This is a genomic window from Nocardioides marmoraquaticus (assembly GCF_054777915.1).
This window is the reverse complement of sequence record NZ_BAAHAA010000025.1, coordinates 1-12,917: the sequence shown is the minus strand read 5'-3', so window position 1 is coordinate 12,917 and position 12,917 is coordinate 1. Positions and strand designations below refer to the sequence as shown.

Genomic DNA, 12,917 nt, shown 5'->3' with positions numbered 1-12,917 from the left:
CCGAGCCGAGACGGCGACGCCCTCCCCACCAGTCGGTGGGGAGGGCGTCGTGGTCTCGACGAGCGAGAAACGTCAGGCGGTCAGGGCCTCGCCGATGGCCTCGACGAAGGCGGGCAGGTCGTCGGGGTTGCGGCTGGTGATGAGCGTGCCGTCGACGACGACCTCCTCGTCGACCCAGTCGGCGCCGGCGTTCTGCAGGTCGATCGACAGCGTGTGGTAGCTGGTCAGGCGCTTGCCATCGGCGACGCCGGCCGAGATCAGCAGCCAGGGCGCGTGGCAGATGACGGCGAGCACCTTCTCCTGCTCGAGCACCTGGCGCACGATCTCCTGGGCGTCCTCGTCGACGCGGATGGTGTCGGCGTTGACAGTGCCGCCGGGCACCACCACGGCGTCGACGGTGCTGACGTCGAGCTCGGCGAAGACGCCGTCGACCGGCACCTTCTGGGTGGGCTCGGTGTCGCCCTCCACCGCCTGGATCGGCTCGCTGCCGTGGGAGTAGACCTTCACCTCCGCGCCTGCCGCGGCGAGCTCGTCGCGCGGCGTGACCAGCTCCGCCTCCTCGAAGTGCGTGGTGGCGATGATCGCGATCCTCTTGCCGGTCAGATCGGGCACGACCTGCTCCTCTCGTGGGGACGTCGGTTCCTCCCCCGCGTACCCCGCGCCCTGGGCGCGATGCGGGCCGTCAGCCGAGCTCGCCGGCCGCCTCCCGCAGCCGGCCCAGCACGTCACGGGCGTACGCCGCTGACGCGCCGACGGTGCCGCACGCCGGGGTCAGCACGAGCTGGTCGGCGACCTCGTCGGCGTCGAGCCCGAGCATGTCGAGCCAGCTGCGCAGCCGGTCGAGCACGGAGCGCGTGGTGGGCGTCTGGGTCCCCGCGCCACCCACGACGCCGAGGAAGGCGCGACCGCCGTCGTCGAGGAGCTCGGCGACCCCCTCGACCCCGGCGGGGTCGAGCACGGCGAGGTCGACCGAGACGCTGTCGGCACCGGCGCCCCGCAGCAGCGCGACCGGCACCTGGTCGGCGCAGCTGTGCACGACGGTGGCGGCGGGCCGGGCCGCCGCCAGCACCCAGCCGAGCGCCTCGGAGGCGTCGGGCGGGTGCACCGTGCGGTGCTTGCCGAAGCCGGAGGCCGTGGGAATGCGGCCCGCCAGCACCGCCGGCAGGGCGGGCTCGTCGACCTGCAGCACGACCGAGGCGCCGGGCACGCGTCGGGCGACCTCGGCCACGTGGTCGGCGACGGCGGCGGCCAGGGCCTGGGCCACGTCGCGCCGGGCGCCGTGGTCGGCCAGCAGCCGGTCGCCCCGCGGACGCTCCACGGCGGCCGCCAGGGTCCAGGGCCCGGCGACCTGCACCTTGAGCTCGCCGGCGTAGCCCTGGGCCTGCTCCTCGAGGGCGTCGAGGTCCTGGCCGAGCAGCGAGCGGGCGCGACGCTGGTCGAGCCCAGTGGCGCCGCCGCCGGTCAGCCGCCAGCCGGCCGGCTGGAGGTCGAAGCCCAGGTCGGCGACGAGGCCGACGGTGCGGCCGACGGTGGTGGCCCCGGCGCCCCGCTCGGGGAGCTCGGGCAGGTGCGGGATGCCCGGCGGGTCGCCCAGCTCGCCCAGCACCACCCGGACGGCCTCGACGACGTCGGTGCCGGGCACCGAGCCGACACCGGTGGCGCGCGCGGTCACCAGGCGACCCGGTCCCGCGGCCCGCGGGTGCGGTCGATGGTCGCCGAGCCGACCACGCGGCTGCCGTCGTAGACCACGACCGCCTGCCCGGGCGCGACGCCCTCGGCCGGGTCGAGCAGGTCGACCTCGAGGCCGCCACCGACGGGTCGTACGACGGCGCGGTGCTCCGCGCCGTGGGCACGGAGCTGCACCGTGGCGTGCAGCGGCGTCGTGAGCGGGGCCGTGCACCAGCGGGCGCGACCGGCCTCGAGGTGGTCGACGCGCAGCTCCTCGCGGGCGCCGACGGTGACGGTGCCGCTGACCGGCTCGATGTCGAGCACGTAGCGCGGCCGCCCGTCGGCGGCGGGCGTGCCGATCCGCAGGCCGCGGCGCTGGCCGACGGTGTAGCGCCAGGCGCCCTCGTGGTGGCCGAGCACCTGCCCCGCGGTGTCGACGAGCTCGCCGCTCGTGCGCACCGACCGCCCCTGCTCCTCCAGCCTCTCGGCCAGCCAGCCGCCGGTGTCGCCGTCGGCGACGAAGCAGATGTCGTGGCTGTCGGGCTTGTCGTGCACCCGCAGCCCCCGGGCGGCAGCCTCCGCGCGCACCTCGGGCTTGGGGGTGCCGCCGAGCGGGAAGAGCGCGTGGGCGAGCTGGTCCTGGTCGAGCACCCCGAGCACGTAGCTCTGGTCCTTGGCCAGGTCGGCCGAGCGGTGCAGCTCGACACCGGCGGACGTCTCGCGCCGCACGGCGTAGTGGCCGGTGACGACCGCGTCGAAGCCCAGCGCCAGGGCCCGGTCGAGGACGGCGGCGAACTTGATCTTCTCGTTGCAGCGCAGGCACGGGTTCGGGGTGCGCCCGGCGGCGTACTCGTCGAGGAAGTCCTCGACGACGTCGGCGTGGAACCGCTCCGAGAGGTCCCAGACGTAGAAGGGGAGGTCGAGCACGTCGGCGGCGCGGCGGGCATCGCTGCTGTCCTCGACGGTGCAGCAGCCGCGGGCGCCGGTGCGGTAGCTCTGCGGGTTGCGCGAGAGCGCCAGGTGGATGCCGGTGACGTCGTGGCCCGCATCGCGTGCCCGGGCCGCTGCGACCGCGGAGTCGACGCCGCCCGACATGGCGGCGAGCACCCTCATGGGACCGGCACCCGCATCAGCCGGCGGCCCTGGTGGGCCGCACCGACAGCGACGCCCTCCGGGCGCGCTCGACGGCGGGGCCGATCGCGCCGACCACGGCGTCGACGTCGGCCTGGGTGCTGGTGTGGCCGAGCGAGAAGCGCAGCGACGACCGGGCGGTGCGCTCGTCGTGGCCCATCGCCATCATGACGTGGGAGGCCTGCGGCACGCCGGCGTCGCACGCGGAGCCGGTCGAGCACTCGATGCCCTGGGCGTCGAGCAGCATGAGCAGCGAGTCGCCCTCGCAGTCGGGGAACGACAGGTGCACGTTGCCGGGCAGCCGGTGCCGCGGCCCGGGCCGCAGGTCGCCGTGCGCGACGGCGTCGGGCACCACGTCGAGCACCCCGGCCCGCAGCCGACCGGCGAGCGTCTCGAGGCGCTCGGCGAGCGCGGGCTGGCGGCGTACGGCGACCTCGCACGCGGCGGCGAAGCCCGCGACGGCGGGCACGTCGAGGGTGCCCGAGCGCACGTCGCGCTCCTGGCCGCCGCCGTGCAGCAGCGGCGCCGGGCTGACCTCGCGGCGCAGCAGCAGCGCACCGACGCCGTGGGGCCCGCCCGCCTTGTGGCTGGTGACGGTCACGGCGTCGACCCCGCTGGCGGCGAAGTCGAGCGGCAGCTGGCCGAGCGCCTGCACCGCGTCGGAGTGCACCGGAACCCCGTGGGCCGAGGCGAGGGCGACGACCTCGTCAATCGGCTGCACCGTGCCGACCTCGTTGTTGGCCCACATCACGCTGACCAGGGCGACGCTGCCGGGGTCGCGCTCGAGGCTCGCGCGCAGGGCGTCGACCTCGAGCCGGCCCACCTCGTCGACGGGCAGCAGCTCGACCTCGGCGCCCTGGGTGCCCAGCCAGTGCAGCGCGTCGAGCACGGCGTGGTGCTCGACGGGCGTGCTCAGCACCCGCACCCGGCGGGGGTCGGCCGCGCGCCGGGACCACCACAGGCCCTTGACCGCGAGGTTGTCCGACTCGGTGCCGCCGGAGGTCAGCACCACCTCGCCGGGCCGGCACCCGAGCGCGCCGGCGATGCGCTCGCGCGACTCCTCCACCACCCGGCGGGCGGCGCGGCCGGAGGCGTGCAGCGACGACGCGTTGCCCACCCGGCCCAGCTCGGCGGTCAGCGCCGCCGCGGCCTCGGGGAGCAGCGGCGTCGCGGCCGCGTGGTCGAGGTAGGCACTCATCGCCGGACCAGCGTACGCGCCACCTCGAGCCGGGCCACCAGCGCGAGGTGGTCGGTGCCCGGGACGGCCTGGGTCGTCGTCCTGCTCGCCACGATCCCGGGTGACACCAGCACGTGGTCGAGCGCGAGCAGCGCGACCGGGAGCCGCGCCCCGAGGGCGGTCGACTCCCCGGGCGCCGGCCAGGTCGGCTGCCAGCCCGAGCCCGCCTGCTCGGCCGCGTCGCGGAGGCCGTCGGGTCGGGCCGCGAGCACCTCGCGCAGCGCCCGGTGGTCGAGCGTGGCGTTGAGGTCGCCGACCACGAGGTGCGGTCCGTCGACGCTCGACGCGTCGTCGGCGAGCCGGCGCAGGTCGCCGCGCCACGGTTCGAGCGCCTGCAGCGGGTACGCCGTGTGGGCCGCGGTCAGCGTGAGGGGCACGGTGTGCTCGACCCGCATCCGCCACCCGCTGTTGCCCAGCCGTAGCGGCCGCTGCTCGCCCAGCCGGAGCCGCGAGAGCACGACGGTCCCGGCTGCCTGCGGCCGCGCGCGGCCCGCGCGGTGCGGCCACGGGCCCCGGCCGGGCGGTCCGACCCGTGGGTCGGCCTCGAGCGCGGCGAGCGCCTCCGGGGTGACCTCGGTCAGCACCACCAGGTCGGCGTCATGCTCGCGCAACCACGCGGCCACGGCGCCGGTCTCGGCCTCGCCGAAGCGCAGGTTGAGGGTCGCCACGACGAGCCCGTCGCCGGCTGGTGCCGGCTGCGAGACGAGGTCCGGCGCCAGCCACGCCGCGTGGACGCCCAGGCCGAGCAGGGCCAGCACGAGCCCCGCCGCCGGCAGCACCCGACGCCGGGCCCGCACCGCGGCGACGCCGAGCACCACCGCCAGCAGGAGGTACGCCGGGGCGGCGTACGACGCGAAGGAGGCCAGCAGCACGGCGTGGTGCTGGTCGGGTCCCCACCACCGCAGCAGCGTCAGCACCAGGCACCACAGCAGCGAGCCGGCCAGGACGACCGCGACGACGAGCGTGCGGGTCCTGGCCGGCTGGTGCGGCTCGGGGCGGGTCAGCGCCTCAGCCCTTGCGCTTGGTGATCTCCTCGGTGGCGGCGGGCAGCACGGAGTGCAGGTCGCCGACGACGCCGAAGTCGACGAGCTCGAAGATCGGCGCCTCCTCGTCCTTGTTGACCGCCACGATGGTCTTCGACGTCTGCATTCCGGCGCGGTGCTGGATCGCACCGGAGATGCCGTTGGCGACGTAGAGCTGCGGCGAGACGGTCTTGCCGGTCTGGCCGACCTGGAAGGCGTGCGGCTTCCAACCCGAGTCGACCGCGGCGCGCGAAGCACCCACGGCGGCGCCGAGCGAGTCGGCGAAGCCCTCGACCTCGGAGAAGTCGCCACCGGTGCCGCGGCCGCCGGAGACCACGATCGCGGCCTCGGTCAGCTCGGGACGGCCGGAGGCCTTGCGCTGCTCGGAGGCGTAGATCTTGGCCTTCTTCGCCGAGTCGGAGATCGTCACCGCGACCTGCTCGACCTCGGCGGCGCCCTGCGCCTCCTCGGGCGCGGCGGAGTTGGGCTTGACCGTGATCACGGGCGTGCCGTTGGTGATGGTCGACTGCACGGTGAAGTTGCCGGCGAACACCGACTGCGTGGTCACCGGACCACCGTCGCCGGGCTGCACGTCGACGGCGTCGGTGATGAGGCCGGCGCCGATCTTGACGGCCAGCCGCGCCGCGACCTCCTTGCCATCGCTGTGCGAGGGCACGAGCACCGCGGCCGGGCTGGTCCTCTCGACCAGCTGCTGCAGCGCCTCGGCCTTGGGGGCCACCAGGTAGCCCTTGATCTCGGCGTCGTCGACGGCGTAGACCTTCTGCGCGCCGTACTTGCCGACCGCCTCGGCGACACCGGCGGCGGCGTCGCCCGAGCCGATGAACACCGCAGACGGCTCGCCCAGGCGGGCGGCGATCGTCAGCAGCTCGTAGGTGGGCTTGCGGACCTTGCCGTCGACGTGGTCGACCAGCACGAGAACCTCGGACATGTCTCTTCCTCCAGCCGTTCCGCTGCTCAGATGAACTTCTTCGAGGCGAGGAAGTCGACCAGCGCCTTGGCGCCGGAACCGTCCTCGTCGGTCACGACCTCACCGGCCGTGCGGGGCGGGCGCGCCTCGGTGTCGTTGACCCGGGTCCACGCCGCGTCGATGCCGACCTGCGAGGCCTCGACCCCGATGTCGGACAGCGACCACGTCTCGACCGGCTTCTTCTTCGCCGCCATGATCCCCTTGAAGGAGGGGTAGCGGGCCTCGCCGGACTGGTCGGTCACGCTCAGCACGATCGGCAGCGTCGCGCCGATGACCTCGGTGGACGTGTCGCCGTCGCGCTTGATGCGGACCTGGTCGCCCTGGCGCTCGATGACCGCGCCCAGGGTCACCTGGGGCAGGTCGAGACGCTCGGCCAGCATCGCCGGCACCACCGAGCCCGAGGCGTCGGTCGAGGCCATGCCGCACATCACGAGGTCGGCGTCACCGACCTTGCGCACGGCAGCGGCCAGCACCTCGGAGGTCGCGAGGTAGTCGGAGCCCGCGATCGCCTCGTCGGTCACGTGGATGCCGGCGTCGACACCCATCTGCAGCGCCTTCTTGACGGCCTCCGCGGCACCCTCCGGACCGATGGTGAGCGCGACGACCTCGACGTCCTCGCCCTCGGCCTTCTCCTTCAGCTGCAGCGCCTGCTCGACGGCGTACTCGTCGAGCTCGGACAGCAGGCCGGGGACGCCGACGCGGTCGACGGTGTGGTCGGACTCGAACTGCCGGTCGGCGGTCGCGTCGGGCACGTACTTGACACAGACGATGATCTTCATGCGCGTGTGCGGCCCCTGGCGGGGCCCCTCCTCCAACGGATGGGTCGGGCTTGTGCTGACGAGGTTACCGGCGGGTCACCAGAGCCGGAACAGCGTCGTCGGGTGGGGTGGGTCACAGGGTGAGTCACACCGTGTGACACGCGGCGTACACACCGGGTGCACGCCAGGCGGCCATGGTCCTACTTCGCGCCGCGGGGCGCCACCAGTCCGGCGACCACGCGACCGATGACGAGGTAGACCACGGCCGCGATCCCCCAGTTGACGAGGGCGTTCTTGGCCGCGGCGTTGTCTCCGCCGAAGTCGAAGATCCCGTCGCGGCGGTCGAAGGGGCCCGCCACGGCGTCGGCGACGTCGAGCACGAAGCGCACGATGGTGTTCTGCTCGTTGACGTTGTCGCGCAGCACCACCAGCAGCGCCCCCACCGCCAGGATCGCGGCGAGGACGCCGAAGACCGCCCGCACCACCTGTGACAGCCGCTGGCGCAGCGCGTCCTGGCCGGGGCGCTTGGTCGCGCTGGTCTCGTCGGTGCGGGCCTTGGGCACGAGGCCTCCTGGTGTCTCGGTCGTGGTCTCGGAGAGGACGGGATGGGTGGCTCAGCGTCCCACGAAGGTCGCCTTGCCCGGCCCCTTCTCGATGAAGGACGTCATGCCGAGGGTGCGGTCCTCGGTGGCGAAGAGCGCCGCGAACTGCTGCCGCTCGATCTCGAGCCCGGTCTCGAGGTCGACCTCGAGACCCCGGTCGATGGCCTCCTTGGCGGCCCGCAGGGCCAGGGCCGCGCCGCCGGCGAACTGCTGCGCCCACGCCACCGCCTCGGCGTACACCTGGTCGGCGGGCACGACGCGGTCGACCAGGCCGATGGCGAGCGCCTCGTCGGCCTTGACGAAGCGGCCGGTGAAGATCAGGTCCTTGGCCCTGCTCGGGCCGACCAGGCGCGAGAGGCGCTGCGTCCCGCCGGCACCCGGGATGATGCCGAGCAGGATCTCGGGCTGGCCCAGCGTCGCGTCGTCGGCCGCGATCCGGACGTCGGCGGTCAGGGCGAGCTCGCAGCCACCGCCCAGGGCGTAGCCGGTGACGGCCGCGGCGACGGGCTTCGGGATGCGCGCCACCGCCGTCAGCGACGACATCAGCGCCCCCGACCGCTTGACCATGTCGGCGTGCGACATGGTCGCCATCTCCTTGACGTCGGCGCCGGCCGCGAAGAGCTTCTCGCCGCCGTAGAGCACCACGGCTCGGACGTCGTCGCGCTCGGTCGCCTCGGCGGCGGCCGCGCGGATCTCCTCCTGCACCTGGACGCTCAGGGCGTTCATCGGCGGACGGTCGAGCCGGAGGGTGGCGACCCCGTCGGTGACCTCGAGGCGGACCAGGGCGGCAGGGGTCGGGGAGGCGTCGCTGCTCATGGCACGGATGCTAGTGCTGGCCCGGTCGGCACCGGCCCGGGCCGACGCCGGATGGCCGGACGGTGCCTATCGTCAGGCTGCATGACCCAGCACGCACCCGCGACCGCGACCGAGGAGTCGTCGGCGTCCGAGGCGACCATCGACCTCAACAGCGACCTCGGCGAGAGCTTCGGCACCTGGCGGCTGGGGGACGACGAGGCGATGCTCGGCATCGTCACCAGCGCCAACATCGCCTGCGGCTTCCACGCCGGCGATCCGCGCACGCTGCGCGAGTCGTGCGCCTGGGCCGTCGACCACGGCGTCGTCATCGGGGCCCAGGTCGGCTACCGCGACCTGCCCGGCTTCGGCCGCCGCTTCGTCGACGTCGACCCCGACGACCTGGTGGCCGACGTGCTCTACCAGCTCGGCGCGCTCGACGGGCTGGCGCGCGTGGCCGGGTCGTCGGTGCGCTACGTCAAGCCCCACGGCGCGCTCTACAACGCGATCGTGCACCACGAGGAGCAGGCCGCCGCCGTCGTCGAGGCCGTCGCGTCGTACGCCGCTGGGACCGGGGCCCCGCTCCCGGTGCTGGGCCTGCCGGGGTCGGCCTGGCTGCGTCGGGCGGGCGAGGCGGGGCTCACCGCGCACCGGGAGGCGTTCGCCGACCGCGCCTACACCGCCGAGGGCACCCTGGTGAGCAGACGCGAGCCCGGTGCGGTGCTGCACGACCCCGAGGCGGTCGCCGAGCGCGTGCTGCGTCTGGTGGCCGAGGGCGTGGTCACCTCGGTCGACGGCCACGACGTCGCCGTCGAGGCCGACTCGGTGTGCGTGCACGGCGACTCCCCCGGCGCGGTCGAGATGGCCCGAGCCGTGCGTCGGCGGCTCGAGGCGGCCGGCGTCCGACCGCGGCCCTTCGTGCAGGCCCCGCCGTGAGGTGGCGCGCCTGCGGCGACGCGGCGGCCCTGGTCGACCTCGACGACCTCGACACGGTGCTGCGGCTGCACGCCGCCGTGCGCGACGCCCACGACGACCTCCCCGGCCTGGTGGACGTCGTGCCGGGCGCCCGCAGCCTGCTGCTGCGCTGCCGCGACCGCGCCGCCGTGGAGCGCGTCGCCGCGACCGTCGACGGCCTGGACCTGCCGGGGTCGGCCGCCGACCACGAGGGCGAGGTGGTGGTCGCGGTGACGTACGACGGCGAGGACCTCGCCGACGTCGCCGAGCACCTGGGCTGCGACCCCACCGAGGTCGTGCGGCGCCACCTCGCGACGACCTGGCGGGTGGCGTTCACCGGCTTCGCCCCCGGCTTCGGCTACCTGGTGCCCGAGCGCCCCGGGGGCAGCCTCGCGGTGCCGCGGCGCCCCGAGTCGCGCACGCGGGTGCCGGCCGGCGCGGTGGGCCTGGCGGGCGAGTTCTCGGGCGTCTACCCGCGCGAGTCCCCCGGGGGGTGGCAGCTGCTGGGCCGCACCGACGCCGTGCTGTGGGACGCCGACCGCGACCCGCCCGCGCTGCTCGTCCCGGGCACCCGGGTCCGCTTCGAGGAGGCCACGTGACGGGTCACCTGGTGGTCGAGTCGCCCGGGGCGCTCAGCCTGGTGCAGGACCTCGGGCGTCCGGGTCGCGCCGACCTCGGCGTGCCCGAGTCCGGCGCCCTCGACCCGGCTGCGCTGGGCCTGGCCAACCGCCTCGTCGGCAACGACGACGACGCGGCGGGCCTCGAGGTCACCCTGGGAGGGCTGGTGCTGCGGGCCCGCGGCGACCAGGTGGTCGCCGCCGCCGGCGCCCCGGTCACCCTCGTGGTCACGACCGCGGACGGTCGTCGCGCGCACGGCGCCGGGTGCGCCGTACGCGTGCCCGACGGCGCGAGCGTCGAGGTGCGGCCCCCGCACGCCGGCCTCCGCAGCTGGCTCGCGGTCCGGGGCGGGTTCGAGGTCGCGCCGGTGCTCGGGTCGCGGAGCACCGACGTCCTCTCCGGTCTCGGCCGGCCGCTCGCGGCGGGCGACGAGCTGCCCACCGGGCCCCGGCCCGGTCGCGACGTGCCGCCCCTCGACCAGGCGCCGCTCGCGACGCCCGAGGCCGGCCCGCTGGTGCTGCGCGCCGTGCCCGGGCCCCGCGACGACTGGTTCACCGAGGCGTCGGTCGCGTCGCTGCGGACGGGGCGAGCGGTCGACTCGCGCAGCAACCGGGTCGGGGTGCGCCTCGAGGGCCCGCCCCTCGAGCGGCGGCCCGACCGCGCCGGCACCGAGCTGCCCAGCGAGGGCACCGTGGCGGGTGCCGTGCAGGTGGCGGCCAACGGCCTGCCCGTGCTGTTCCTGCGCGACCACCCCGTCACCGGCGGCTACCCGGTCGTCGCCGTCGTCGTCACCGACGACCTCCCGCTGGCCGCGCAGGCGGCACCCGGGCAGACGGTGCGGTTCCGGCTCGTCGACGGACCCCGCCTGCCGTGACCCCGGGACACGGACCACCTCGTGCCCGGATAATCGGCCACGTGACCCGAGCAGAGCGGCCGACCGACGCCACCGTGCCCTTGTGGCCCGGACGCAACTGGCCCCTCGGGGCCACCTGGTCGGCGGAGTCGACCAACTTCGCGGTGCACTCGCCCCGGGCGACCAGGCTGTGGCTGTGCCTGTTCGACGAGTCCGACGTCGAGACCCGGGTCGAGCTGCGCGAGCACAGCCTGGGCATCTGGCACGGTGCCGTGCCCGGCCTCGCGCCCGGCCAGCGCTACGGCTTCCGCGCCGACGGCCCGTGGTCGCCCGACCAGGGGCTGCGGTTCAACCCGTCCAAGCTGCTGCTCGACCCCTACGCCCGTGCCGTCAGCGGTGGGTTCGAGACCCACGCCGCGCAGCACGCGACCGACGAGCGCGACTCCGCGCCCCACGTCGGCCGCAGCGTGCTCGTGCACGACGACTTCGACTGGTCGGGCGACGTCAAGCACGGCTACCGCTGGCGCGACACGGCCATCTACGAGCTGCACGTCAAGGGCTTCACGCAGCTGCACGACCGCATCCCCGAGGAGCTGCGCGGCACCTACGCCGGCCTCGGCCACCACGTCGTGACCGACTACCTCACCGACCTCGGCATCACGGCCGTCGAGCTGCTGCCGGTGCACCAGTTCGTCTCCGAGCCGCACCTCGCCCCCCACGGGCTGGCCAACTACTGGGGCTACAACTCAGTCGGCTTCTTCGCCCCCCACGCGGCCTACAGCGCCTCGGGCGACCGCGGCCAGCAGGTCACCGAGTTCAAGCAGATGGTGAAGAGCTTCCACGCCGCCGGCATCGAGGTGCTGCTCGACGTCGTCTACAACCACACCGGCGAGGCGGGCAGCGACGGGCCGACGTACTCGCTGCGCGGCCTCGACGACCTCGGCGCCTACCGTCGTACGTCGCTGCGGCCGGAGGACCGCCGCGAGCCCGACACCTACTGGGACGTCACCGGCTGCGGCAACACCGTCAGCACCGACGACCCCGCCTCGCTGCGGCTGGTGCTCGACTCGCTGCGCTACTGGGTGACCGAGATGCACGTCGACGGCTTCCGCTTCGACCTCGCCTCCGCGCTCGCCCGCGCGGGCGCCGACGAGGGCCACCGCGTCGACATGGCCGGCAAGTTCCTCACCTGCGTCACCCAGGACCCCGTGCTGCGGCACGTCAAGCTCGTCGCGGAGCCGTGGGACGTCTCGGGCGACGGCTACCGGGTGGGCGAGTTCCCGGCACCGTTCGTGGAGTGGAACGACCAGTACCGCGACACCCTGCGCGACTTCTGGCGCGCCGCCACCGACGGGGTGCGCACCGTCGCGACCCGGCTCGCCGGCTCCAGCGACCTCTACCTCGACGACGGACGCTCGCCGTACGCCTCGGTCAACTTCGTCACCGCGCACGACGGCTTCACCGTCCGCGACCTCGTGTCCTACGACCGCAAGCACAACGAGGCCAACGGCGAGGGCAACCGCGACGGCAGCGACGACAACCGCTCGTGGAACTGCGGCATCGAGGGCGAGACCGACGACCCCGACATCACCGCCCTGCGCCGCCGCCAGGCCGCCAACCTCATGGTCACGCTGTGCCTGTCGGCCGGCGTGCCGATGATCACCGCCGGCGACGAGCGCGGCCGCACCCAGGGCGGCAACAACAACGCCTACTGCCAGGACAACGAGACCTCCTGGGTCGACTGGCGCGCCGAGGACGCCTGGCTCGACGTCTACGAGATCACCCGGGCCGCGCTGCGGCTGCGCAAGGGGCACGAGGCGCTGCGGCAGCGGCACTGGTTCGAGGGCCGTCCGACCGTGTCCGGCGGCCCCAAGGACCTCGCCTGGATCCACCCCGACGGCCGCGAGATGACCCCCGACGACTGGCAGGACCCGCGCCTGCACGTGCTGGGCATGTTCGTCTCGGGCGACCCGCTGCGCTCCCCCGGGCCACGCGGCGAGCAGCTGCGCGACAGCTCGTTCCTGCTGTGGCTCAACGCCTCGCCCGAGGAGCGCACCGTGTCGCTGCCCGAGAACCAGTGGGTGCACCACGGTGCGGTGGTGCTCTCCACCGACCCCGACGTGCCCGTCGACCTCACGGTCGTCGCCGGCGAGGACCTCGTCGTCGCCGCCCGCTCGCTGGTGCTGCTGCAGGAGGCCTAGCTGTAGTTCCCCGGCAGGTTGTGAACGCCGAGGCGTAGACGAATAGCGAGGACCTTCGGTACGGAGGGGTTACCACACCAACCTCCGACCGAA

At 74.7% G+C, this 12,917-nt stretch carries 13 protein-coding genes; 4 read left to right on the top strand and 9 right to left on the bottom strand.

The genetic code is table 11. The annotated features are described in order from the left end of the window. Positions 1 to 72 precede the first annotated feature (72 nt). The 9 genes from ACYU8I_RS15885 to ACYU8I_RS15845 form a co-directional block, all read right to left on the bottom strand. A complete protein-coding gene (locus ACYU8I_RS15885) occupies positions 73 to 612 on the bottom strand; it encodes a type 1 glutamine amidotransferase domain-containing protein (protein WP_460842654.1) in 540 nt (179 codons plus the stop codon). A 70-nt stretch (positions 613 to 682) separates the two neighbouring features. Further along, positions 683 to 1,672 (bottom strand): uroporphyrinogen decarboxylase/cobalamine-independent methonine synthase family protein, encoded by a 990-nt coding sequence (locus ACYU8I_RS15880; protein WP_460842652.1) that lies wholly within the window; start codon positions 1,670 to 1,672, stop codon positions 683 to 685. Then, positions 1,669 to 2,781 carry a tRNA 2-thiouridine(34) synthase MnmA gene (mnmA, locus tag ACYU8I_RS15875; protein ID WP_460842650.1) on the bottom strand — a complete coding sequence of 371 codons (1,113 nt, stop codon included), beginning with the start codon at positions 2,779 to 2,781 and terminating at the stop codon, positions 1,669 to 1,671. The genes ACYU8I_RS15880 and mnmA overlap by 4 nt, the downstream gene beginning before the upstream one ends. Before the next feature lie 16 nt (positions 2,782 to 2,797). Then, positions 2,798 to 3,997 (bottom strand): cysteine desulfurase family protein, encoded by a 1,200-nt coding sequence (locus tag ACYU8I_RS15870; RefSeq protein ID WP_460842648.1) that lies wholly within the window; start codon positions 3,995 to 3,997, stop codon positions 2,798 to 2,800. Next, positions 3,994 to 4,953, bottom strand: coding sequence for an endonuclease/exonuclease/phosphatase family protein (locus ACYU8I_RS15865; protein ID WP_460842647.1), 960 nt, complete (start codon positions 4,951 to 4,953; stop codon positions 3,994 to 3,996). The genes ACYU8I_RS15870 and ACYU8I_RS15865 overlap by 4 nt, the downstream gene beginning before the upstream one ends. 91 nt (positions 4,954 to 5,044) lie before the next feature. Next, on the bottom strand, positions 5,045 to 6,007 hold the full coding sequence (locus tag ACYU8I_RS15860) for an electron transfer flavoprotein subunit alpha/FixB family protein (protein ID WP_460842645.1): 963 nt from the start codon (positions 6,005 to 6,007) through the stop codon (positions 5,045 to 5,047). A 26-nt stretch (positions 6,008 to 6,033) separates the two neighbouring features. Further along, on the bottom strand, positions 6,034 to 6,825 hold the full coding sequence (locus tag ACYU8I_RS15855; protein ID WP_460842643.1) for an electron transfer flavoprotein subunit beta/FixA family protein: 792 nt from the start codon (positions 6,823 to 6,825) through the stop codon (positions 6,034 to 6,036). Between the two features lie 179 nt (positions 6,826 to 7,004). Continuing rightward, complete coding sequence (locus ACYU8I_RS15850) at positions 7,005 to 7,367, bottom strand: hypothetical protein (protein WP_460842641.1); 363 nt, start codon at positions 7,365 to 7,367, stop codon at positions 7,005 to 7,007. A 51-nt stretch (positions 7,368 to 7,418) separates the two neighbouring features. Beyond that, positions 7,419 to 8,222 carry an enoyl-CoA hydratase/isomerase family protein gene (locus tag ACYU8I_RS15845; protein ID WP_460842639.1) on the bottom strand — a complete coding sequence of 268 codons (804 nt, stop codon included), beginning with the start codon at positions 8,220 to 8,222 and terminating at the stop codon, positions 7,419 to 7,421. A gap of 81 nt (positions 8,223 to 8,303) precedes the next feature. Between ACYU8I_RS15845 and ACYU8I_RS15840 the strand changes: the two genes are divergently transcribed. The 4 genes from ACYU8I_RS15840 to glgX are packed head-to-tail and all read left to right on the top strand — an operon-like array spanning position 8,304 to position 12,824. Beyond that, positions 8,304 to 9,134, top strand: a complete 831-nt coding sequence (locus tag ACYU8I_RS15840) for a LamB/YcsF family protein (protein ID WP_460842637.1) — start codon at positions 8,304 to 8,306, stop codon at positions 9,132 to 9,134. Beyond that, the gene (locus tag ACYU8I_RS15835) at positions 9,131 to 9,751 is read left to right on the top strand and encodes a 5-oxoprolinase subunit B family protein (RefSeq protein ID WP_460842635.1); all 621 of its coding nucleotides are present in this window, start codon (positions 9,131 to 9,133) and stop codon (positions 9,749 to 9,751) included. The genes ACYU8I_RS15840 and ACYU8I_RS15835 overlap by 4 nt, the downstream gene beginning before the upstream one ends. Then, on the top strand, positions 9,748 to 10,644 hold the full coding sequence (locus tag ACYU8I_RS15830) for a 5-oxoprolinase subunit C family protein (RefSeq protein ID WP_460842633.1): 897 nt from the start codon (positions 9,748 to 9,750) through the stop codon (positions 10,642 to 10,644). Before ACYU8I_RS15835 ends, ACYU8I_RS15830 begins: the two co-directional genes overlap by 4 nt. 41 nt (positions 10,645 to 10,685) lie before the next feature. Next, a complete protein-coding gene (glgX, locus tag ACYU8I_RS15825) occupies positions 10,686 to 12,824 on the top strand; it encodes a glycogen debranching protein GlgX (RefSeq protein WP_460842631.1) in 2,139 nt (712 codons plus the stop codon). Positions 12,825 to 12,917: the final 93 nt, after the last annotated feature.